This window comes from Pseudomonas sp. B14(2017) (assembly GCF_002113255.1).
Taxonomy (GTDB): domain Bacteria; phylum Pseudomonadota; class Gammaproteobacteria; order Pseudomonadales; family Pseudomonadaceae; genus Aquipseudomonas; species Aquipseudomonas putida_Z.
Window position 1 is genome coordinate 139,726 of the sequence record NZ_NEJY01000009.1, and the last position, 19,931, is coordinate 159,656.

Sequence of the window (19,931 nt, forward strand, 5' to 3'; positions counted from 1 at the left end):
CATCACTGACAAGCATGGTAGCCCAACCGGTGGGGTGATGATGCTGCCCGGGCGGGTGGTGGCTGACTATGCTCTGAACCCCACCAAGCACGCTTTGGAGCACGCGATGAGCATGACCTTTTCCGGCCAGGTAGCCCTGGTCACTGGCGGCGCCGCCGGCATCGGCCGGGCAACCGCCCTGGCTTTCGCCCGGGAGGGCCTGAAGGTGGTGGTGGCCGACCTCGACCCGGCCGGTGGCGAGGCCACTGTGGCCCTGATCCACGCTGCGGGCGGGGAGGCGCTGTTCATTGCCTGCGACGTTACCCGTGACGCCGAGGTGCGCCAACTGCACGAGCGCCTGATCGCTGCCTACGGCCGGCTGGACTATGCCTACAACAACGCAGGTATCGAGATAGAGCAGGGCCGCCTGGCCGAGGGCAGCGAGGCGGAGTTCGATGCCATCATGGGCGTCAACGTGAAGGGTGTGTGGCTGTGCATGAAGTACCAGCTGCCGTTGCTGTTGGCCCAGGGCGGTGGGGCCATCGTCAATACCGCTTCGGTGGCGGGCTTGGGCGCGGCGCCGAAGATGAGCATCTACAGCGCCTCCAAGCACGCGGTGATCGGCCTGACCAAGTCGGCGGCCATCGAGTACGCCAAGAAGGGCATCCGGGTGAATGCGGTGTGCCCGGCGGTGATCGACACCGACATGTTCCGCCGTGCCTATGAGGCCGACCCACGCAAGGCCGAGTTTGCCGCTGCCATGCATCCGGTGGGGCGCATAGGGAAGGTCGAGGAAATTGCCAGTGCCGTGCTGTACCTGTGCAGTGATGGCGCGGCGTTCACTACTGGGCATTGCCTGGCGGTGGATGGTGGGGCTACGGCGATCTGAGCCGAAACCGCGTGGCCTTCTTCGCGGGCTTGCCCGCTCCCACAGGTACCCCGCTGCCCTCAGGTCCTGTGATGTCCCTGTGGGAGCGGGTTTACCCGCGAAGAGGCCCTGGCAGACCACCACAATGCCAGCCCTACAACCACACACCCCACCATCAACACCCCACCAAATACCAGCAACGCCAATCGTGATCCCAGCCGGTCGCTCAACAGCCCGGTAAAGATCACCGGCAGGCTGAACCCCAGGTACGCCAGCAGGAAGAATCCGGCACTGGCTCGTATCTTCTCGCTGCCGGCCAGCTCGTTCACCGCCGCCAGCCCGCCCAGGTAGATAAACCCGTAGCACGCACTACTGGCCGCCACCGCACCCAGCAATACCGCGCCCAGCTGGCCGCTGTCCGCACCCCAAGCCAGCACGGCATAGCTGCACGGCAATATCACCAGCCCCAGCAACGTGGCCGTACGGCTGCTGAGGCGCCGTGCCATGGGCTGGAACAACAACCCGCAGCTGATCACGCAAAAGGTCGAGAACCCCGACCAGGCGCTAAGCCCATGCTGGCGCAGGATGCCCGGCAGCAGGGCGATCACCAGCCCCACGCAGGCCCACGCCAGCAAAATGGCCAGGCCATAGGCCACGCTGCCACGGGGGTAGCAGGGCAGGCGCAGCATGGGGTTGCGTGCTGCCGGGCGTGGGTCCGGCAGGCGCCACACCAGCAGCATGGCCAGCGCCGCCAGCAGCAGTTGCAGGTGGAAGCTGCCTGGGGTCAGGCTGGGGCCGCGCAGCAGGAACAGGCTGGTCAGCGCCGCGCCCAGGCCAAAGCCCAGCGAGGTGCTGGCGGTAACCCAATTGGCGGCGCGGGTGTTGTCCGCGCCGCCCATCAGTTCACCCATGTAGGCGGTGGCTGTGGCCGAGGCCAGGCCGGTACCCAGGCCGAGGAACAGCCGCGCCAGGCCCAGGGTTTGCAGGCTGGGGGCCAGCAGCATCAGCATGGTGGCGACCATCGACAGGGCCAGTGCGGCGAGCACCAATGGCCGGCGCCCAACCCGGTCGGCCAGCCCGCCCAGGGCCAGCAGCACGGGTAGTACGCCGAGCACATAGCCGGAGAAGGCCACTGCGGTGGCGGCGGCGCCTTGCCCGGAGAGGTCGGCGTAGGTGATGTACAGCGGGGCCTGCAGGTTGACGGCCAGGGTGATCAGGCAGAGGGCGAAGGCCAGGCGGGCCGGGGCGGAGGGCATGGGTAGGGATCCTGGTTCTGTAGTGGCTGTACCGGCCCTTTCGCGGGTGAACCCGCTCCCACAGGTACTGCACCGCTCTCGGGTTGGGTGCGATCTCTGTGGGAGCGGGTTCACCCGCGAAAGGGCCGGGCCTGCCCACTCTGATGCCAGCCCATTCCCATCACCAGACACACCGCCACCCCTTTTATGCTTAACTGTTCGCTCAAAACCAGCGAACACTTGCCCCATGCACTTGCCCCTCGACCGCACCAGCACCACCCCGCTGGTACAGCAACTCACCGACCACCTGCAAACCTGGATCGACCAGCAACGCCTGCGCCCCGGCGCGCGCCTGCCGTCGATCCGGGCCTTGGCCCGCAGCCAGGCGGTCAGTGCGTCGTGTGTGATCGAAGCCTACGACCGCCTGGTCGCCAGCGGCTGGCTGGAGGCTCGCCACGGCACTGGCTTTTTCGTCGCCGAGCGCAAACCCGGCCTGGCCGTGGAAGACGCCCAACCCTGGGGCGAGGCCGGCGACGGCAGCTGGCGGCAGTTTCGCGAGGGCCATGACGAGTTGCTCAAGCTGGGCTGCGGCTGGTTGCCCAGCAGTTGGCGCGCCGCCACCGAACTGGCCCAGGCAGTGCGCCAGGTCAGCCGCGGCAACCCACAGGACCTGTTCGACTATTGCCCACCTTTGGGCCTGGCCAGCCTTCGCCAGCAGTTGCACAAGCGCCTGGCGCAGCTGGGCATCGCCGCCGGCCCCGAACGTATCCTCACTACCCACGGCGCCAGCCACGGCCTCGACCTGCTGGTGCGCACCCTGCTGCGCCCGGGCGACACGGTGCTGGTGGAAAACCCCGGCTACTACAACCTGTACAACCTGCTGCGCCAGCACCAAGTGCACATGCTGCCGGTGCCGCGCACCGCCGAAGGCCCGGACCTGGCCACCCTCGAAGCCCTGCTGGCGGCGCACAAGCCGCGCTGCCTGTTCATCAACAGCCTGTACCAGAACCCCACCGGCACCAGCCTGACGCCCAAGGTGGCGTATCGCCTGCTGGAGCTGGCCCGCGAGCACGACTTGCGCATCATCGAGGACGATATCTACGCCGACTTCCAGGAAGGCCCGGCCACCCGCCTGGCCACCCTCGACAGCGAACAGCGGGTAATCTACATGGCCAGCTTCTCGAAAACCCTCAGCAGCTCGCTGCGGGTCGGCTACCTGGTCGCCGACCCCGCGTTGCTGGCGCGCCTGGCCGAGTTGAAGATGGTCAGCGGCATCGGCACCTCGCGCTTTGCCGAGCAGGTGGTGGGGCAGATGCTGGCCAACGGCAGCTACCGCAAGAGCGTGCAGCGGCTGCGTGTGCGCCTGGGGCAGCACATGGCCAGGCTGCTCGGCCAGCTGGAGCAGGCGGGCTGGCAGGTGTTCTGCGAGCCCTACGGCGGCATGTTCGTCTGGGCCTGCGTGCCGGGCCGGGATTTCGCCAGCCTGGAGCGCCTGGCGCTGGAACACGATGTGCTGCTCACCCCCGGCAGCGCCTTCGATTACCAGGGCACGGCCAGCACCTGGCTGCGCATCAATGTCGCCTACGGGCAGGACTCTCGCGCCCAGGCCTTCCTTCAGCACGCAGGGCGACCTCTGCCAAGCTGATAGCGACATGCTCATAGCTATTTGACACTATTCTGACGTCAGGCCCTTGTTCATCGGCTGGCAACGTTGCCACCCTTGGCCTTCGGGATAACCTCGCACGCAGAAGGGGAATCGGCATGGGCGCGAGCAAGCACGGTGTGCTGGCCAACCTGGGCATGGCCCGCAAACTCGGCCTGGGCTTTGCCCTGGTGCTGGTGCTGACCCTGGCGGTGGCGGCCATTGGCATTGCCGCGCTGCACAGCGTTGGCCAGCGCTTCGACAGCTTGCGCCAACTGGCTCAGTTCAATACCGACCTGCTGCGCTTGCGCCAGCACGAGCAGGCCTTTGCCCTGCGCTCCGACCTGCAGCAGGCCGAGGCCTTGCGCAGTGGCCTGCAGGGCCTGGCCGAACGCGCCCGTGGCCTGCCGGCGCTGGCGGCGGCGGAAACCGACCTGGCCGCCTACGGCCAGGCATTCGAGGCCTTTGTCGAAGCGGTGCAGGCCAAGGAGCTGGCGCTGGACATGGCCAGCTGGTCGGTGTCCAGCGTGGCCAACAACCTCGATGTGCTGCAGGCCGGCCTGGCAGACGACGGCGTGTATACCCTCAAGCAGTCCCAGGGCCAGCAGGGTGGCGCGTTCCTCGAGCAGGCCGGGCAGGTGGCACAGGTGTCGCGGCTGATGCTGCAGGCCATGGACGAAGCGCGGGTACGCCTGGAAAAAAGCCGCAAGGGCGAAGAGGGCGTCAGCCAGGAACGCATCGCCCAGACCGTCGAGGCCGCCAGCCTGGTCAGCCAGTTGCAGGGAGCTGTCAGCGATGCCGGCTACCAGAGTGTGCTGGGCGAAGTGGCGGGGCACATCGGCAGCTTCTCGGAAAAACTCAACGAATACACTGACCAGCTGGCCCGCGAGCAGGGCTTGAAGGCGCAGTTGCAGGCCAGTGCCGAACAAGTCACCAGCCGGGTCGACCAGGCTTACCTGGGGCAGGAGCAGGCCCTGCAGGGCGAACTGCAACGCAATGCCGTGGCCATCGGCCTGGCTACGGCATTGGCGCTGCTGGTAGGTGTGCTGGCCGCCTGGCTGATCACCCGCGCCGTGGTCGGCCCGCTCAAGCATGTGATTGGCCGCGCCCAGCGCATCGCTGCCGGCGAGCTGAGCTTTGATGCCCAGGCACCACGGCGTGACGAAGTAGGGCAGCTGATGCAGGCCATGCAGCAGATGGCGGCGGGCCTGTCGGGCATTGTCAGCGGTTTGCAGCAGGGCATCGAGCAACTGGCCGGCAATGCGCAGGCGCTATCGGCGGTGACCGAGCAGACCAACCGCGAGGTGGGCAGCCAGAAGGAAGAGACCGAGCAGGTGGCCACCGCCATGCAACAGATGACCGCCACCGTGCACGATGTGGCGCGTAATGCCGAAGAGGCGGCGCAGGCGGCCCAGGCTGCGGACGAGAAGGTTGATTCCGGGCAGCAGGTGGTGCGCCAGAGCATGCAGCGCATCGAACAACTGGCGTCGGCGGCGGAGACGGCCAGCGCCGGCATCGACAGCCTCAGTGCCGAGATCCACACCATTGGCGACGTGCTGGAAGTGATCAAGAGCGTGGCCGAGCAGACCAACCTGCTGGCGCTGAATGCTGCTATCGAAGCCGCCCGGGCGGGTGAGCAGGGCCGTGGTTTTGCCGTGGTCGCTGATGAGGTGCGTGCGCTGGCGCGGCGTACCCGGCAGTCTACCGAGCAGATCGAGACCCTGGTCGCCAGCCTGCGTGGCAATGCCCAGCAGTCGGTGGCGCAGATTCGCGGCAGTACCGAGCTGGTGCGTTTGGCGGTGGCTGATGCACTGCAGACGGAAAGCGCGCTGGGCAGCATCGCGGCGGCGGTGTCATTGATCCAGCAGATGAACCAGCAGATTGCCGCGGCGGCCGAGCAGCAGAGTTCGGTGGCGGAAGAGATCAGCCGCAGCGTCACGCAGATCCGTGGTAGTGCCGATCAGGCGGCGTTGGCAATGCAGGACAATGCCCGGTCGAGTATCGAGCTGGCGCAGTTGGGTACCGACCTGAAGGGGATGGTGGGGCATTTCAGGTTGTGATCTGGGTCCGGGGCTTGTGTTGCCTGTACCGGCCTCTTCGCGGGCACGCCCGCTCCCACAGGGATATCACTGAACCTGAGGGCAGTGGTGTACCTGTGGGAGCGGGCGTGCCCGCGAAGAGGCCAGTACAGGCAACAAATACCTTCAGGCCCTGCGCGGGTTGAGGATCATCAAGGCCAGTACCCCCGCCACAATCCCCCAGAACGCCGAGCCGATCGAGAACAAGGTCAGCCCCGAAGCGGTAACCATGAAGGTGATCACCGCCGCCTCCCGCTCCCGCGCTTCGCTCATCGCCACGGTCAGCCCGTTCATGATCGAGCCAAACAGCGCCAGCGCCGCAATCGACAGCACCAGCTCTTTCGGCAGCGCCGCAAACAACGCCGCCAAGGTCGCGCCGAACACCCCGGCAATGCCATAGAAAATCCCGCACCACACCGCCGCGGTATAGCGCTTGGCCGGGTCTTCATGGGCATGTGGCCCGGTGCAGATCGCCGCGCTGATCGCCGCCAGGTTGACCCCGTGCGAGCCGAACGGTGCCAGCAGCAGCGAGGCAAAGCCGGTGGCCGAGATCAGCGGCGAGGCCGGCACCTGGTAGCCGTCCGCGCGCAGCACGGCCACACCGGGCATGTTCTGCGAGGTCATCGCCACCACGAACAGCGGAATGCCAATGCTGATGGTCGCCGCCAGCGAGAAGCTTGGCGTGGTCCACACCGGCGTGGCCGCTTCCAGGCGGAAGCCGCTGAAGTCCAGCAGGCCGAGGGCGCCGGACAGCACCGTGCCCACCAGCAACGCGGCCAGTACGCAGTAACGCGGCGACAGGCGCTTGACCAGCAGGTAGCTGAAGAACATGCCCAGTACCAGCAAGGTGCGGTGCTGGGCGGCAACGAATATTTCGCTGCCGATCTTGAACAGGATGCCCGCCAGCAGCGCCGAGGCCAGCGAGGCCGGGATGCGCTTGACCAGGCGCTCGAAGCTGCCGGTCAGGCCACAGATCAGCACCAGCACGGCGCAGGTGATGTAGGCGCCGATCGCCTCGCCATAACTGACTCCGCCCAGGCTGGTAATCAGCAAGGCGGCGCCGGGGGTGGACCAGGCCACGGTGATCGGCGTGCGGTAACGCAGCGACAGGCCGATGCTGCACACCGCCATGCCGATCGACAACGCCCAGATCCATGACGAAATCTGCGCGCTGGTCAGCCCGGCAGCCTGGCCGGCCTGGAACATCAGCACCAGCGAGCTGGTATAGCCGGTGAGCATGGCGATGAAGCCGGCGACCACCGCCGACGGGGAGCTGTCTGCCAGGGGCCGAAGGCGTGCGGAAGTGGCATCGGTCATGAACAAAATCCTTGTAAAGGTGTAAGCAGTTTTTTCAGACTACAGCGAGCAAGGTTGATCCTTGCCATACAGCGGCCATTGCTTTTAGCCGTACAGTCGCCAACTATTGGGCGCAAATGCAGAACTGCTTGGGAGTGGAGGGGTGATGTACAAGGTCTATGGCGACTACCAGTCGGGCAACTGTTACAAGGTCAAGCTGATGTTGAGCCTGCTGGGCCGGCCATATGAATGGCACCCGGTGGACATCCTCAAGGGCGAGACCGAAACGCCCGAGTTCCTGGCGATGAACCCCAACGGCAAGGTGCCGGTGCTGGGGCTGGAAGACGGCAGCTACCTGTGGGAGTCCAATGCCATTCTCAACTTCCTGGCCGATGGCAGCGAGTTTCTGCCCACCGAGCCACGCCTGCGCACCCAGGTGTTGCAGTGGCAGTTCTTCGAGCAGTACAGCCATGAGCCGTACATTGCCGTGGCGCGTTTCATCCAGTTCTACCTGGGGTTGCCAGACGAGCGCCTGGAGGAGTACCGCAAGCTGCACAAGGGCGGTTACAAGGCTCTGAGGGTCATGGAGCGCCAGCTGCAGATGACGCCGTATCTGGTCGGCGAGCAGTATTCGATTGCCGATGTGGCGTTGTATGCCTACACCCATGTGGCGCAGCAGGGCGGGTTCGACCTGGCCGACTACCCGGCAGTGAGGGCCTGGCTGGAGCGGGTCAGCAGCCATCCACGGCATGTGCCGATGGTGGGCTGATCTTTAGCCTGTACTGGCCCTATCGCCGGCAAGCCAGCTCCCACAGGTTCACCACAGGGCTGAATACTGTGGGATCCCTGTGGGAGCTGGCTTGCCGGCGATAGGGCCGGTACAGGAAACCTGCAAACTGTCAGGCCGAAGCGAACCGCTCATCCAGGTAGGCAATGATCGCCTTGGACTCATACATCCAGGTCACCTTGCCCGCTTCTTCAATGCGCAGGCACGGCACTTTCACCCGGCCACCACCTTCCTGCAGGGCTTGGCGGTGCGTCGGGTCGTTCTTGGCATCGCGCAGCGCCACCGGCACGTTCAAACGGTGCAGGGTACGGCGGGTCTTGACGCAGAACGGGCAGGCGTGGAACTGGTACAGCGCCAGGCCCTGGGCCGCTTGCTCGACGCGGGCTTGGGCGGCGGCGTCGCGCTTGCGCTTGGCCGGGCGGCTGATCCAGTCGCCGAACACGATGAGCTGGCCGAGGCCAACCCGCAGGGCTTTGACGATCATGGGCAACTCCTGAAATGAAAAAGCCGACCCGGCAGGGTCGGCTCGGGGTCAGCAGCCAATCACTTGATCAGGCTGAGGAACTCGCTGCGGGTGGCGGCGTTTTCGCGGAACTCACCCAGCATCACCGAGGTGATCATGGTCGAGTTCTGCTTCTCGACACCGCGCATCATCATGCACATGTGCTTGGCTTCGATGACCACGGCAACGCCGGCGGCGCCGGTTACCTGCTGCACGGCCTCGGCAACCTGGCGGCTGAGGTTTTCCTGGATCTGCAGGCGGCGAGCGTACATGTCGACGATGCGCGCCACCTTCGACAGGCCCAGTACCTTGCCCTTGGGCAGGTAGGCCACGTGCGCCTTGCCGATGAACGGCAGCATGTGGTGTTCGCACATCGAATACAGCTCGATGTCCCGGACCAGCACCATTTCGCTGTTGTCAGAGCTGAACAGCGCGTTGTTGGTGACTTCTTCCAGTGTTTGCTCATAACCGCGGCAAAGGTACTTCATCGCCTTTGCAGCCCGCTTGGGCGTGTCGAGCAGGCCCTCACGGGAGACGTCCTCGCCAATCTGGCTGAGGATCTCGGTGTAGTTCTGTTCCAGGGACATGGATCTACCTGTGGGAAAAAATCGCAAAAACGAAGGGTACGGCGGTGAGGGCGGCGCTGCAAGCGCGGCGTTACTCGTCGCGGCCTTCGAGCATGGTTCGCTTGAGCATCACATACACCGCGCCGGTGCCGCCGTGGCGGGCGTTGCACGAGGCAAAACCGAGCACCTGCGGGTGCTGGCGCAGCCAGGTGTTGACGTGGCTCTTGATCATCGGGCGCTTGCCGTCCAGGCGCGCGGCCTTGCCGTGGGTAACCCGCACGCAGCGTACTTCCAGTTTGGTGGCTTCGGCGATGAAGTCCCACAGGGTTTCGCGGGCCTTTTCCACGGTCATGCCATGCAGGTCGAGGCTGCCCTCGAACGGGATCTGCCCCAGCTTCAGCTTGCGCAGCTGGCCTTCCTGCACGCCGTCGCGGCGCCACAGCAGCTCGTCTTCGGCGCCAACGTCGATGACGAACTGGTCGGACATGCCGTCGATAACCAGCGCCTTGTCACTGCGCACGGTCGCCGCCTGGCGCAGGCCGGCCAGCTTCTGGCGGTCGGCCTTGGGCTTGCCGACTTCGGCGCGGTCGTGCGTGATCGGTTTGACACCGCGCACTTCGGCCTTGAACAGGGAAAAATCGTCGTCTTGCATGATGCCTCCACGTGGGCGGCGTAGTTTACGCGACTGTGGGGCCTTGTGCAGCCTGTGTGGGCCCTATCGCCGGCAAGCCGGCTCCCACAGGATTACCAAGGGCCTGAGGACTTGTGGGGTACCTGTGGGAGCTGGCTTGCCGGCGATAGGGCCGGCACAGGTTTCAGTCATGCTTCTTCATCAGGTGCGGCGACAGGTTCAGTTCCCGCCCGCGGCGCAGGCGAATGCGGCTGCGCCGCCAGAAGCGCACGCCCAGCCACAGCAGCAGCAGGCCGGCCACGGTGAGGATGCCGGCCAGCGGTTTGTTGGCATTGAGCTCCGCCAGGGCAGGGTAGTTGCCCAGCAGGCCGGCGACCCCGGCCATCGCCAGCAGCACGCCAAGGGTCGCCAGCATGGCCGACAGGCCGGCCGCCAGGCGGGCGCCCCAGTTACGCGGTTCGCGCGGGCGCAGGCGCTTGGCGTCGAAACTGCCTTTGAGCTTCATTCCGCTCTCCTCTGTGGATATCCGGAATTCGACCTGGAGCCGCCCATCGGGTTCCGCCCGGCTGCCGGGCGGTCGTACCCAGCCGATCAGATCAGGCTGGCGGTGGGGGCCACGCAAGCGAAGTTGTCGGCCATCACGGCCATTTCGCACTGGTGGATCTGCGCGGCCGGGATCACCCCATCCTTGAATGCCAGGTCGCGGGTCGCCGAAGCGTCTTCCACCAGGGTGCAGCGGTAACCATAGTCCTTGGCGCGGCGTACCGTGGTGCTGACGCTGGAGTGGCTCATGAAGCCGCAGACGATCAGGTCCAGGTGGCCCAGCGCCTGCAGGGTCTCATGCAGCTGGGTGTTCTTGAATGCATTGGGCATGCGTTTTTCGATGACGATTTCGCCTTCCAGCGGCTCCAGCCCCGGAATGAACTGGCCGGCCGGCCCTTGTGGGTCGAAGCGGCCACCGACAGTGCCCAGGTGGCGAACGTGGATGATCGGACGGCCGCTCTTGCGCGCGGCGTCGAGCAACCTGGCGATGTTGGCCACGGCCTCGTCCATGCCCGACAGCGCCAGGGGCCCGCTGAGGTACTCCTTTTGCGCATCGATGATGATCAGGCTGGCGTGGCTCAGCTTGGCCGGCGGGTAGTCGCGGCCAGTGAGGCGAAACATCGTGGTTGGAACGGACATCAAGGGCTCCTTGGATAGGGCTTTTGTATACCTATTCTCCCCTGCCTTGGCGCCAATGGGAATGGTTGACAACGCAAGCGGCATGGTTACTGGCTTGTGGCTAGCCATTGGGTAAGGCAAAGGAACAAATGTGCGGGTGGGGCTGTTAGACTTTTGTCCGGTCTGAATTAGGAGTACCCCGTGATCACATCCCGCCTGCGCACGCTGCGCGACTACATCCGCTGGGCGGTCAGCCGCTTCCACGAGCACGACCTGTTCTTCGGCCACGGTGCCGACAACGCCTGGGACGAGGCCCGCCTGCTGGTACTGGGGGCGGTGCACCTGCCGTGGGAGGTGGCCGACAGCTACCTGGACTGCATGCTCGAGGACGACGAGCGGGTACGCCTGCAGCACCTGCTGAAGCGCCGTATCGAAGAACGCGTGCCGGCCGCCTACCTGCTGGGCGAGGCCTGGTTCTGCGGCATGTCGTTCATCGTCGACGAGCGCGTGCTGGTGCCGCGTTCGCCGATTGGCGAGCTGATCGAGAAACGCTTCGAGCCGTGGCTGGCGAGCGAGCCGGCGCGCATTCTCGACCTGTGCACCGGTTCTGGCTGCATCGGCATCGTTGCCGCCGACGTGTTCCCCGAGGCCGAGGTAGTGCTGGCCGACCTGTCGTTCGAAGCGCTCGAAGTGGCCAACCAGAACATCGAACGCCACGGCCTGGACGGGCGCGTGTACACCGTGCAGGGCGACGGCTTTGGCGGTTTGCCGGGGCAGCGTTTCGACCTGATCCTGTCCAACCCGCCGTATGTCGATGCCGAGGACTTCGACGACATGCCGGCCGAGTATCACCACGAGCCCGAGTTGGGCCTGGCCTGCGGCAACGATGGCCTGGACCTGGTGCGGCGCATGCTGGCCGAAGCGGCGGATCACCTGACTGACAAGGGCTTGCTGATTGTCGAGGTGGGCAACAGCCAGGTGCATGTCGAGGCGCTGTACCCCGAAGTGGACTTTGCCTGGCTGGAGTTCGAGCGCGGCGGGCATGGGGTGTTCATGCTGACTGCCGAGCAGTGCCGCCAGCATCAGGAACTGTTCAAGGCCCGGGTCTGAACCTGAAAGGGGCTGCTCTGCAGCCCAATCGCCGGCAAGCCAGCTCCCACAGGAATATCACAGGCCCGAGCATCGTGGTGGACTTGTGGGAGCTGGCTTGCCGGCGATGGCCGCAACGCGGTCTCAGCGCGTGGCAATCCAGATCAGCAACCCCGCCTGGAACACCGCAAACGCCACCAGGCAGGTAATGGTAAAGCGCAACCCACTATCTTCACGCTGGTACTTGGCAACCCGTTCATCCCGCTCACGCAGTTGCCCTTCCTTCTCCTGCAACAGCTGGTCAGCCTGCTGCAGCAGGCCGGCAGCGTCCAGTATCCCCACTCGCTGCAAGCGCTCGCTGTTCCACGCGCCCTTGAGCTGGCCCACCGTCATTTCCACGGTACGGCCCTTCAGATGCTGGCTGTCCTCGTACTCCACCTCGATACCCATCCCGCGCAGACAGTGGTCACGACGCAGGCGCGAGTCTTCGTTCAGCGCATCCTTGCTCGGCAGCGCCATGCCCTCGATCTGGTAGTGCGACCACTTGCGCTGCAGCCACTGCGCGGCCTGGGCCAGCAAGAAGCGGCCGATGCCACGGTTCAGCGGCTCCAGTTGCAGGCCATGTTCATTGCCAATGCGCACCAGGCGCGCGGTGTGGTCGACGCGAATGTCCAGGCGGTTCTGTTCCTTGTGCACCTTCTGCCCGGGCAGCTGGATTTCCATGCGCAACAGGCTGTGGGCCTTGTCGTGGCGTTCGGCATAGCCGAACTGCACAAAGCGCAGCGGCCGTGCGCCGGTGTTGCGGTCGGTGGGCAGGGCGGCCAGGCGCAACAGCTGGAAATGTTCGGCGGCCAGCTCGGCCCAGGGCAGGGCGGTGCTTTCCTCGGGCTCTTCGGCCGGCTCTACGGCGGCGGGGGCGGTTGTCATCAGGGCTTGTCCTTGGGTACGGGCATGCGGCAGGGGCTGCTGCGCAGCCCATCGCCGGCAAGCCAGCTCCCACAGGGACCGCAGGGCATTCAGGCCTATTGTGTTCCTGTGGGAGCTGACTTGCCGGCGATGGGGCGCGCCAGCGGCCCCAAAATTCCGCTAATACTGAAATATCGGCCGTACCGGCCAAGACCTGAGGGTCAGGCAGAAGGCAAATGCTGGATAAACGTCACAATCTGCTCGCCAAGCTCCCTTGCCAGCGGCAGTTCAGGGTTGAGGTAGCTGTCGCGCTGCTGGCTCATCGCCTTGGGGCTGATGCGCAGCATGTGGTTCATGCCATCGATCAGCACCAGTTGGGCATCCGGCTTGGCAGCCTTCAGCCGTTCGGCGTCGACCACGCCCACCTGCACGTCGTTGCGCCCCTGCACAATGAGCGCGGGCATGGGCAGGCGGGCAAAGGCCGCCGCCGGGTTCTGCTGGAACAGCGAAATCAGGTAGGGCTGCACGCTGGGGCGGAACACCTGGCGCAGCGGCGCCGGCACCTCCAGGCTGGTCTGTCCGGCCTGCAGGCGGTCGAGCAGGGCGCTGCCACCGGCCAGTTGTGCCGGCGGCAGGCGCTGGGCCAGCTGTTCGCGCAGCACCTCGGCCAGCGGCCGGCCGCTGCCGGCCAGGGTAATCACCGCGCTGGCGCCGGCCTGCTCGGCGGCCAGGCTAGCGATCAGCGCGCCTTCGCTATGCCCGATCAGGATCAACGGGCCAAAGCGCGGGTCGGCCTTGAGCTTGTGGCTCCAGGCGACCACGTCGGCCACGTAGCGCTCCACGCTCAGGTCACGCTCGTCGGGCGTGGCCGGCTGGCTGGCGGCCACCCCGCGCTTGTCGTAGCGCACGCTGGCGATGTGCTCGTTGGCCAGCAGCAGGGCCAGGCGCTTGAGGTTGTCGACCCGGCCTGACGCCGGGTTGTTGCCGTCTCGGTCGGTTGGGCCGGAGCCGGCGATGATCAGCACCACCGGTGGCGGGGTGGGCTGTTGCGGCAGCAGCAGGCTGCCGTGCAGCACGCCCTGGTCGGTGTCGAGGTCGATCGGGCGTTGCAGCACGGTGGGGGCGGCGGCCTGGGCCAGACCGGTGCACAGCAGAAAGAAGAGGGCGACGAGGCGCGACATCATGCGGTACTACATGGGGAGATGAGGGTTTGACCCAGTGTTTGCGGGAAGGTTCTCGGGCCTTGCCTGGCAGGTTCGGCCTCTTCGCGGGCTCGCCCGCTCCCACAGGTTTACCACAGGCCCAAGTCGTGTGGGGTACCTGTGGGAGCGGGCGAGCCCGCGAAGAGGCCAGCACAGGCGATCAATCCATCTGTATACTGCCGCTTTCGTTCACTTCAGGCAGATCTCGCGGAGCGTCCATGTCCGGCAATACCTACGGCAAGCTGTTCACTGTCACCACCGCTGGCGAGAGCCATGGCCCGGCGTTGGTCGCCATTGTCGATGGATGCCCACCGGGCCTGGAAATTTCCCTCGCCGACCTGCAGCACGACCTCGACCGGCGCAAGCCCGGCACCAGCCGGCACACCACCCAGCGCCAGGAAGCCGATGAGGTGGAGATCCTCTCCGGCGTGTTCGAAGGCCGCACCACCGGCTGCTCGATCGGCCTGCTGATCCGCAACACCGACCAGAAGTCCAAGGACTACTCGGCGATCAAGGACCTGTTCCGCCCGGCCCACGCCGACTACACCTACCACCACAAGTACGGCATCCGCGACTACCGCGGCGGTGGCCGCAGCTCGGCCCGCGAAACCGCCATGCGCGTGGCCGCTGGTGCCATCGCCAAGAAATACCTGGCCACCCAGGGCATTACCGTGCGCGGCTACATGAGCCAGCTGGGCCCGATCGAAATCCCGTTCAAGACCTGGGAGTCGGTGGAGCAGAATGCTTTCTTCAGCCCTGACCCGAGCAAAGTGCCGGAGCTGGAGGCCTACATGGACCAGCTGCGCCGTGACCAGGACTCGGTGGGTGCCAAGATCACCGTGGTCGCCGAAGGCGTCATGCCGGGCCTGGGCGAGCCTATCTTCGACCGCCTCGACGCCGAACTGGCCCACGCGCTGATGAGCATCAACGCGGTCAAGGGCGTGGAAATCGGCGCCGGCTTCGCCAGCGTGGCCCAGCGCGGCACCGAGCACCGTGACGAACTGACCCCGGAAGGCTTCCTCAGCAACAATGCTGGCGGCATCCTCGGCGGTATTTCCTCGGGCCAGCCGATCGTTGCCCACCTGGCGCTGAAGCCGACCTCCAGCATCACCACCCCGGGCCGCTCCATCGACATCGACGGCAACCCGGTGGACGTCATCACCAAAGGCCGCCACGACCCGTGCGTGGGCATCCGCGCCACGCCGATCGCCGAGGCGATGATGGCCATCGCGCTGATGGACCACCTGCTGCGCCACCGCGCGCAGAATGCCGATGTGAAGGTGAATACCCCGGTGCTGGGCCAGCTCTGATTCGCTTGCACTGGCCCTATCGCCGGCAAGCCAGCTCCCACAGGATTACCACAAGCCTGAACATTGTGGGGTACCTGTGGGAGCTGGCTTGCCGGCGATAGGGCCAGTACCGGCAACCCCATAGGCCACCCCATGCAACCAATCCCCTACTGGCGCCTGTCCAGCTTCTATCTGTTCTACTTCGCCCTGCTCGGTTCCACCGCCCCGTTCCTGGCGCTGTACTTCGACCACCTGGGCTTCTCTCCAGCACGCATCGGCGAGCTGGTGGCCATCCCCATGCTCATGCGCTGCATCGCCCCCAACCTGTGGGGCTGGCTGGGTGACCGCACCGGCCAGCGCCTGCTGATCGTGCGCCTGGGCGCAATGTCGACCCTGGCCACCTTCGCCCTGATCTTCCTTGGCAAAAGCTACGCCTGGCTGGCGCTGGTCATGGCCCTGCACGCGTTCTTCTGGCATGCGGTGCTGCCGCAGTTCGAGGTCATCACCCTGGCCCACCTGCACGGGCAAACCGCGCGCTACAGCCAGGTGCGCCTGTGGGGCTCGATCGGCTTCATCCTTACCGTGGTCGGCCTGGGCCGGCTGTTCGAGTGGCTGAGCCTGGATATCTACCCGGTGGCGCTGGTCACGATCATGGCCGGCATCGTCGCCGCCAGCCTGTGGGTACCCAATGCCCAGCCGGTGGAGCAGGGCGAGCGCAGCGGCGCGGGCGGCTTCCTGCAGCAGCTGCGGGCGCCCGGGGTGATCGCGTTCTACGCCTGCGTGGCACTGATGCAACTCAGCCACGGGCCGTACTACACCTTCCTCACCCTGCACCTGGAACACCTGGGCTATGCCCGGGGTGCCATTGGCTTGCTGTGGGCACTGGGGGTGGTGGCCGAAGTACTGGTGTTCATGGCCATGAGCCGCATCTTCGCGCGCTTTTCGGTGCAGCAGGTGCTGCTGGCCAGCTTCGTGCTGGCGGCGCTGCGCTGGCTGTTGCTGGGCAACCTGGCCGGTGAGCCGGCGGTGCTGGTGTTCGCCCAGGTGCTGCATGCTGCCACCTTCGGCTGCTTCCATGCCGCCAGCATCGCTTTCGTCCAGGCAAGCTTCGGCGCCCGCCAGCAGGGCCAGGGCCAGGCGCTGTATGCGGCGCTGTCGGGCACTGGCGGTGCGCTGGGGGCGTTGTATTCGGGTTACAGCTGGAAACTGCTGGGGCCCACCTTCACCTTTGGTATGGCCAGTGCCGCAGCCTTGGCTGCAGCCGTTATCATTGCCCTTTGTTCGCAACCGACCAGGACCCGCCCCTGATGAGCATTCTCAGCGTTTTCCACCCCTCCAGCCCGGAACTGCCGAACAAGGTGCTGACCCACCACGACGACATCGCCGCCACCCTGGCCGAGCAGGGCGTGCGCTTTACCCAGGCCGAGCATGGCCTGCGGGTGCGCCCGGGCACGGCCCAGGACGAGGTGCTGGAGGCCTGCCGCGGGCACCTGGACCAGTTGATGACGGCGCATGGCAGCAAAGCCTTCGTGGTGCTCAACCGTGACGGCGAGGCCCCGGCGCAGGTGGATGTGCGCGATGAGCATGTGCATGACGCCGACGAGGTGTTTGCCGTGATCAGCGGGCGGGCGCAGGTTGGCCTGCGTTTGGGGGATTGGGTGTATTCGGTGCTGTGCGAGAAGGGTGACCAGCTGGTGGTGCCAGCGGGGACCCGGCGCTGGGTCGAGCTGGGCGATGCGCCGTTTTGCCTGGCGTTGCGGTTGTATGGCAGCGAGCAGGGGATGCAGCCGAGGTTTACCGGGGATGTGACTGCGCGGGCGTTTCTGGGCATTGATGAGTTGTGATGGCTTTGCCGGCCTCTTCGCGGGCTCGCCTGCTCCCACACGGATAGCGCTGCCCTCAGGCTCGGCGATATCCCTGTGGGAGCGGGCGAGCCCGCGAAGAGGCCAGATAAACCAACACAAAACTCAGCGATAAGTCGGCAAGGCAAACCGCTGCTGGCTCTGCAGCATCGAAATCACCGGCAGTTCACTGGCCTGTTCGGCCAGATCCCGGCGAATCGCACTGATCGCCCACGAAAGCTGTTCGGCACTGTGCAATTGCGTATAGGTCAGTACCCGGCGGGTGACCTTGCCATCAGCAGCGCGCAGGGTCAGCAGCACACCGCCGTCGGGCCGGGCCTGGGTATTTACCTGGTAGGCCGAAAATACCGAAACGAACTTTTCCTGGATGAGGTCCATATCAACTCCTGGCTGTTGCGTGGCAGACGTGAGTTGATTGTTGCAGTGACCGTGCCAGGAATTTTTTTCTGAAAAATCCCTTTAAATTCAGTTGTTTACGCATTTTTTTCCAAAACGCTGTCGTGCAAGCTGCACGGTCGTGCATTTTGCACAGTGCATATTGCACGACCCGTGGCCAGCTATCGGCCCGATAGAATCTGAACCTTTGACCCGGCAGCCTTGCCTGACAAAGACTTGGGCAACGATTTCTGCCAGGAGGTTCCAAATGTCCAGCCAACCCACGCCTGCCACCATGACTGACGACGAAACCGCCGCCTTCGCCGAGCAGGTGTTCGAACGTGCTCGCCAAGGCGATGCCGAGATGCTCGGGCGCCTGCTTGCCAGCGGCATGCCGGCCAACCTGCGCAACCACAAGGGTGACACCCTGCTGATGCTGGCCAGCTACCACGGCCACCACGACGCAGTGCGCGTGCTGCTGGCGCATGGCGCCGACCCGCTGATTGCCAACGATAACGGCCAGCTACCCATCGCCGGTGCCGCGTTCAAGGGCGACCTGGCCATGATCCGCCTGTTGCTGGAGCACGGCGTACCGGTGGACGCCGCCGCGCAGGATGGCCGCACCGCGCTGATGCTGGCGGCCATGTTCAACCGCAGCGAAATCCTCGACTACCTGCTGGCCCAGGGGGCCGACCCGGCCCGTCAGGATGCCCGTGGTACCACCGCGTTGATGGCAGCGCAAACCATGGGGGCCGTGGACGCCGCAGCGCGCCTGCAAGTGCTGGCCGGCTAACCGCAAGGGGGCATTTGCGGCTATCCTTGGCGACTTTTCACCCGTCGCAGGCCCCCTTTCATGAAAACTCAGTTGCTCGAATTCATCAGCCTCATTGGCGCTGGCTGCATGCGCGAGGAAGACATCGAGCGCATCGCCGACGAGGCCGCCCAGGCCTACGCCGACCCCGCCGCCTTCCTGGCCGCCAACCCCGACATCAACTACGACGACAGCTTCCCCATCCCGCTGGGCGAATGGGTGGTGCTGGGCAGCCTGCCGGACACCGTGGTGTTCCAGGCCGACAGCTACCAGGACCTGTTCCAGCAGATCAGCGATTCGTTCGACCAGAGTGTGCCGTTCACCCTCAAGCCCAAGCAACTGGCCCGCACCGAGCCGCTGACCGCACTCAACCGCATCCAGGTGCAGATGGGCGCTCTGAACAAAGAGGCCGGTGGTTATGTGCTGCTCAACTTCAGCCAGTTGCTGGATGACGAGCTGCAGATGGTGATGGTGGGGCAGAAAGACCTGGCGCGGGTGCTGGAGCTGGGGGCAGAGGTGGGGATCAAGGTCGAGCCTGCCCTGGAGGCATTGAAAGTGGCTGTACACATCTAAAGGCTGATGGCCCTATCGCCGGCAAGCCAGCTCCCACAGGATCACCACAGAGTTCGAAACCTGTGCTGTACCTGTGGGAGCTGGCTTGCCGGCGATATGGCCGGTACAGTCAGCCCAGAACTTCAGCCCAGCGCGGTATCGAGGAACATCATCACCGCAAACCCACCCATCAACCCCAGGGTCGCCGCTGTCTGGTGCCCATTGCGGTGGGTTTCGGGAATCACCTCGTGGCTAACCACAAAGATCATCGCCCCCGCCGCCAGCCCCATGCTCACCGGGTAGGCCAGGGCAAAGCCGGTTGAAATCCCCAGGCCGATCACCGCACCCAGCGGCTCCATCAGCCCCGACCCGATCGCCACCAGTGCAGCCTTCAGGTTCGACAACCCGGTAGCGCGCAAGGCCAGCGCCACGGCCAGCCCCTCGGGGATGTCCTGGATGGCGATGGCGCTGGTCAGCGGCAGGCCGATGTTCATGTCGCCATTGGCAAAGCTCACGCCAATGGCCATGCCCTCAGGCAGGTTGTGCAGGGTAATCGCCAGCACGAACAACCACACCCGGCTGATGCGCTCGGCCTCCGGGCCGCACGGGCCGGTGCTTTCGTGTTCATGCGGGGTGAAGCGGTCCAGGCCCAGCATCAGCAGCACGCCCAGGCCCATGCCCAGCACCACGGTAAAGGCCGCGGCCGGGCCGTTGCCGGTAATTTCGCGGGCGGCATCCAGGCCCGGCAGAATCAGCGAAAACGAACTGGCCGCCAGCATCATGCCGGCGGCAAAACCCAGCATCACATCCTGGGTGCGCGCCCTGACATCGCGCAGCACCACCGCCAGCACCGCGCCCAGCGCCGTGGCGCCAAAGCCGGACAACCCGCCCAGTGCGGCCAGGTGCAGGTTCTCGGCGTGGTCGCCGTTCACTGCGTTCCACAGGCTTGCCCCCAGCAGCACCAGTACCACCAGCAGGCTCAGGGCCAGGCCGGCGCCTATCCATGGATTGTCGTGCATCTGTTGGCGCCAGGCGCTGACGGGCGAGGGCAGGGCAACGGGGTGGGTATGAGCGGGGGGCATGGCAACCTCGAAATCGAT

At 65.6% G+C, this 19,931-nt stretch carries 21 protein-coding genes and 1 pseudogene; 11 read left to right on the top strand and 11 right to left on the bottom strand.

The annotated features are described in order from the left end of the window. The first annotated feature begins 106 nt into the window (after positions 1–106). Positions 107–868, top strand: a complete 762-nt coding sequence (locus CAG34_RS11375; protein WP_025338144.1) for an SDR family oxidoreductase — start codon at positions 107–109, stop codon at positions 866–868. Positions 869–927: 59 nt separating this feature from the next. Here CAG34_RS11375 and CAG34_RS11380 read toward each other — a convergent pair whose 3' ends face one another. Continuing rightward, a complete protein-coding gene (locus tag CAG34_RS11380; protein WP_085590046.1) occupies positions 928–2,103 on the bottom strand; it encodes an MFS transporter in 1,176 nt (391 codons plus the stop codon). 226 nt (positions 2,104–2,329) lie between these two features. On the opposite strand from CAG34_RS11380, the gene CAG34_RS11385 reads away from it, so the two are divergent. The 3 genes and pseudogenes from CAG34_RS11385 (at position 2,330) to CAG34_RS29435 (ending at position 5,784) form a co-directional block, all read left to right on the top strand. Then, entirely contained in the window at positions 2,330–3,727 is a 1,398-nt protein-coding gene (locus CAG34_RS11385; RefSeq protein ID WP_085590048.1) for a PLP-dependent aminotransferase family protein, read from the top strand. Between the two features lie 668 nt (positions 3,728–4,395). Further along, positions 4,396–4,923, top strand: a pseudogene (locus CAG34_RS29430) (HAMP domain-containing protein); the annotation flags it as partial. Then, positions 4,921–5,784, top strand: a complete 864-nt coding sequence (locus CAG34_RS29435) for a methyl-accepting chemotaxis protein (RefSeq protein WP_371858040.1) — start codon at positions 4,921–4,923, stop codon at positions 5,782–5,784. The pseudogene CAG34_RS29430 and the gene CAG34_RS29435, both read left to right, overlap by 3 nt. 144 nt (positions 5,785–5,928) lie before the next feature. Here the strand turns inward: CAG34_RS29435 and CAG34_RS11395 are convergent, their stop codons facing one another. After that, complete coding sequence (locus tag CAG34_RS11395; RefSeq protein ID WP_084785075.1) at positions 5,929–7,119, bottom strand: benzoate/H(+) symporter BenE family transporter; 1,191 nt, start codon at positions 7,117–7,119, stop codon at positions 5,929–5,931. A gap of 145 nt (positions 7,120–7,264) precedes the next feature. On the opposite strand from CAG34_RS11395, the gene CAG34_RS11400 reads away from it, so the two are divergent. Further along, positions 7,265–7,867, top strand: a complete 603-nt coding sequence (locus tag CAG34_RS11400) for a glutathione S-transferase family protein (protein WP_061302973.1) — start codon at positions 7,265–7,267, stop codon at positions 7,865–7,867. A gap of 130 nt (positions 7,868–7,997) precedes the next feature. Here the strand turns inward: CAG34_RS11400 and CAG34_RS11405 are convergent, their stop codons facing one another. The 5 genes from CAG34_RS11405 to CAG34_RS11425 all read right to left on the bottom strand — a co-directional run bounded on the left by CAG34_RS11405 (position 7,998) and on the right by CAG34_RS11425 (position 10,766). Continuing rightward, positions 7,998–8,369 carry a glutaredoxin gene (locus CAG34_RS11405; protein WP_075044087.1) on the bottom strand — a complete coding sequence of 124 codons (372 nt, stop codon included), beginning with the start codon at positions 8,367–8,369 and terminating at the stop codon, positions 7,998–8,000. Between the two features lie 59 nt (positions 8,370–8,428). Beyond that, positions 8,429–8,974, bottom strand: a complete 546-nt coding sequence (gene folE, locus CAG34_RS11410; RefSeq protein WP_013971502.1) for a GTP cyclohydrolase I FolE — start codon at positions 8,972–8,974, stop codon at positions 8,429–8,431. A gap of 70 nt (positions 8,975–9,044) precedes the next feature. Beyond that, complete coding sequence (locus CAG34_RS11415) at positions 9,045–9,605, bottom strand: Smr/MutS family protein (RefSeq protein ID WP_024086499.1); 561 nt, start codon at positions 9,603–9,605, stop codon at positions 9,045–9,047. Positions 9,606–9,768: 163 nt separating this feature from the next. Continuing rightward, the gene (locus tag CAG34_RS11420) at positions 9,769–10,089 is read right to left on the bottom strand and encodes a hypothetical protein (RefSeq protein WP_024086500.1); all 321 of its coding nucleotides are present in this window, start codon (positions 10,087–10,089) and stop codon (positions 9,769–9,771) included. Between the two features lie 86 nt (positions 10,090–10,175). Further along, on the bottom strand, positions 10,176–10,766 hold the full coding sequence (locus tag CAG34_RS11425) for a cysteine hydrolase family protein (protein WP_025338152.1): 591 nt from the start codon (positions 10,764–10,766) through the stop codon (positions 10,176–10,178). 180 nt (positions 10,767–10,946) lie between these two features. On the opposite strand from CAG34_RS11425, the gene prmB reads away from it, so the two are divergent. Next, on the top strand, positions 10,947–11,855 hold the full coding sequence (prmB, locus tag CAG34_RS11430; RefSeq protein WP_015269350.1) for a 50S ribosomal protein L3 N(5)-glutamine methyltransferase: 909 nt from the start codon (positions 10,947–10,949) through the stop codon (positions 11,853–11,855). 123 nt (positions 11,856–11,978) lie between these two features. Here prmB and CAG34_RS11435 read toward each other — a convergent pair whose 3' ends face one another. After that, positions 11,979–12,761: a hypothetical protein gene (locus CAG34_RS11435; RefSeq protein ID WP_085590052.1), complete on the bottom strand. Its 783-nt coding sequence runs from the start codon at positions 12,759–12,761 to the stop codon at positions 11,979–11,981. Between the two features lie 200 nt (positions 12,762–12,961). Continuing rightward, positions 12,962–13,924: an alpha/beta hydrolase gene (locus tag CAG34_RS11440; protein WP_085590054.1), complete on the bottom strand. Its 963-nt coding sequence runs from the start codon at positions 13,922–13,924 to the stop codon at positions 12,962–12,964. Between the two features lie 236 nt (positions 13,925–14,160). Between CAG34_RS11440 and aroC the strand changes: the two genes are divergently transcribed. The 3 genes from aroC to CAG34_RS11455 all read left to right on the top strand — a co-directional run bounded on the left by aroC (position 14,161) and on the right by CAG34_RS11455 (position 17,075). Then, positions 14,161–15,252 (top strand): chorismate synthase, encoded by a 1,092-nt coding sequence (gene aroC / locus CAG34_RS11445; RefSeq protein ID WP_025338155.1) that lies wholly within the window; start codon positions 14,161–14,163, stop codon positions 15,250–15,252. Between the two features lie 132 nt (positions 15,253–15,384). Next, positions 15,385–16,539: an MFS transporter gene (locus CAG34_RS11450; protein ID WP_085590056.1), complete on the top strand. Its 1,155-nt coding sequence runs from the start codon at positions 15,385–15,387 to the stop codon at positions 16,537–16,539. Continuing rightward, positions 16,539–17,075 carry an oxidase gene (locus CAG34_RS11455; RefSeq protein WP_085590058.1) on the top strand — a complete coding sequence of 179 codons (537 nt, stop codon included), beginning with the start codon at positions 16,539–16,541 and terminating at the stop codon, positions 17,073–17,075. Before CAG34_RS11450 ends, CAG34_RS11455 begins: the two co-directional genes overlap by 1 nt. 123 nt (positions 17,076–17,198) lie before the next feature. On the opposite strand, the gene CAG34_RS11460 is transcribed toward CAG34_RS11455, so the two are convergent. Then, positions 17,199–17,471: a DUF3509 domain-containing protein gene (locus CAG34_RS11460; protein WP_025338158.1), complete on the bottom strand. Its 273-nt coding sequence runs from the start codon at positions 17,469–17,471 to the stop codon at positions 17,199–17,201. 265 nt (positions 17,472–17,736) lie between these two features. Here CAG34_RS11460 and CAG34_RS11465 point away from each other — a divergent pair, with 265 nt between their 5' ends. After that, entirely contained in the window at positions 17,737–18,261 is a 525-nt protein-coding gene (locus CAG34_RS11465; protein ID WP_085590060.1) for an ankyrin repeat domain-containing protein, read from the top strand. Between the two features lie 60 nt (positions 18,262–18,321). Beyond that, positions 18,322–18,852 carry a hypothetical protein gene (locus CAG34_RS11470; RefSeq protein ID WP_075044091.1) on the top strand — a complete coding sequence of 177 codons (531 nt, stop codon included), beginning with the start codon at positions 18,322–18,324 and terminating at the stop codon, positions 18,850–18,852. 122 nt (positions 18,853–18,974) lie between these two features. Here the strand turns inward: CAG34_RS11470 and CAG34_RS11475 are convergent, their stop codons facing one another. Continuing rightward, on the bottom strand, positions 18,975–19,913 hold the full coding sequence (locus tag CAG34_RS11475) for a ZIP family metal transporter (protein WP_085590062.1): 939 nt from the start codon (positions 19,911–19,913) through the stop codon (positions 18,975–18,977). Positions 19,914–19,931: the final 18 nt, after the last annotated feature.

What these genes read in the sequence shown, in the direction of transcription:
- CAG34_RS11375 (WP_025338144.1), top strand. Translation starts at nt 107, where the DNA reads ATGAGCATGACCTTTTCCGGCCAGGTAGCCCTGGTCACTGGCGGCGCC.
- CAG34_RS11380 (WP_085590046.1), bottom strand. Translation starts at nt 2,103, where the DNA reads ATGCCCTCCGCCCCGGCCCGCCTGGCCTTCGCCCTCTGCCTGATCACC.
- CAG34_RS11385 (WP_085590048.1), top strand. Translation starts at nt 2,330, where the DNA reads ATGCACTTGCCCCTCGACCGCACCAGCACCACCCCGCTGGTACAGCAA.
- CAG34_RS29435 (WP_371858040.1), top strand. Translation starts at nt 4,921, where the DNA reads ATGGCGGCGGGCCTGTCGGGCATTGTCAGCGGTTTGCAGCAGGGCATC.
- CAG34_RS11395 (WP_084785075.1), bottom strand. Translation starts at nt 7,119, where the DNA reads ATGACCGATGCCACTTCCGCACGCCTTCGGCCCCTGGCAGACAGCTCC.
- CAG34_RS11400 (WP_061302973.1), top strand. Translation starts at nt 7,265, where the DNA reads ATGTACAAGGTCTATGGCGACTACCAGTCGGGCAACTGTTACAAGGTC.
- CAG34_RS11405 (WP_075044087.1), bottom strand. Translation starts at nt 8,369, where the DNA reads ATGATCGTCAAAGCCCTGCGGGTTGGCCTCGGCCAGCTCATCGTGTTC.
- folE (WP_013971502.1), bottom strand. Translation starts at nt 8,974, where the DNA reads ATGTCCCTGGAACAGAACTACACCGAGATCCTCAGCCAGATTGGCGAG.
- CAG34_RS11415 (WP_024086499.1), bottom strand. Translation starts at nt 9,605, where the DNA reads ATGCAAGACGACGATTTTTCCCTGTTCAAGGCCGAAGTGCGCGGTGTC.
- CAG34_RS11420 (WP_024086500.1), bottom strand. Translation starts at nt 10,089, where the DNA reads ATGAAGCTCAAAGGCAGTTTCGACGCCAAGCGCCTGCGCCCGCGCGAA.
- CAG34_RS11425 (WP_025338152.1), bottom strand. Translation starts at nt 10,766, where the DNA reads ATGTCCGTTCCAACCACGATGTTTCGCCTCACTGGCCGCGACTACCCG.
- CAG34_RS11435 (WP_085590052.1), bottom strand. Translation starts at nt 12,761, where the DNA reads ATGACAACCGCCCCCGCCGCCGTAGAGCCGGCCGAAGAGCCCGAGGAA.
- CAG34_RS11440 (WP_085590054.1), bottom strand. Translation starts at nt 13,924, where the DNA reads ATGATGTCGCGCCTCGTCGCCCTCTTCTTTCTGCTGTGCACCGGTCTG.
- aroC (WP_025338155.1), top strand. Translation starts at nt 14,161, where the DNA reads ATGTCCGGCAATACCTACGGCAAGCTGTTCACTGTCACCACCGCTGGC.
- CAG34_RS11450 (WP_085590056.1), top strand. Translation starts at nt 15,385, where the DNA reads ATGCAACCAATCCCCTACTGGCGCCTGTCCAGCTTCTATCTGTTCTAC.
- CAG34_RS11455 (WP_085590058.1), top strand. Translation starts at nt 16,539, where the DNA reads ATGAGCATTCTCAGCGTTTTCCACCCCTCCAGCCCGGAACTGCCGAAC.
- CAG34_RS11460 (WP_025338158.1), bottom strand. Translation starts at nt 17,471, where the DNA reads ATGGACCTCATCCAGGAAAAGTTCGTTTCGGTATTTTCGGCCTACCAG.
- CAG34_RS11465 (WP_085590060.1), top strand. Translation starts at nt 17,737, where the DNA reads ATGTCCAGCCAACCCACGCCTGCCACCATGACTGACGACGAAACCGCC.
- CAG34_RS11470 (WP_075044091.1), top strand. Translation starts at nt 18,322, where the DNA reads ATGAAAACTCAGTTGCTCGAATTCATCAGCCTCATTGGCGCTGGCTGC.
- CAG34_RS11475 (WP_085590062.1), bottom strand. Translation starts at nt 19,913, where the DNA reads ATGCCCCCCGCTCATACCCACCCCGTTGCCCTGCCCTCGCCCGTCAGC.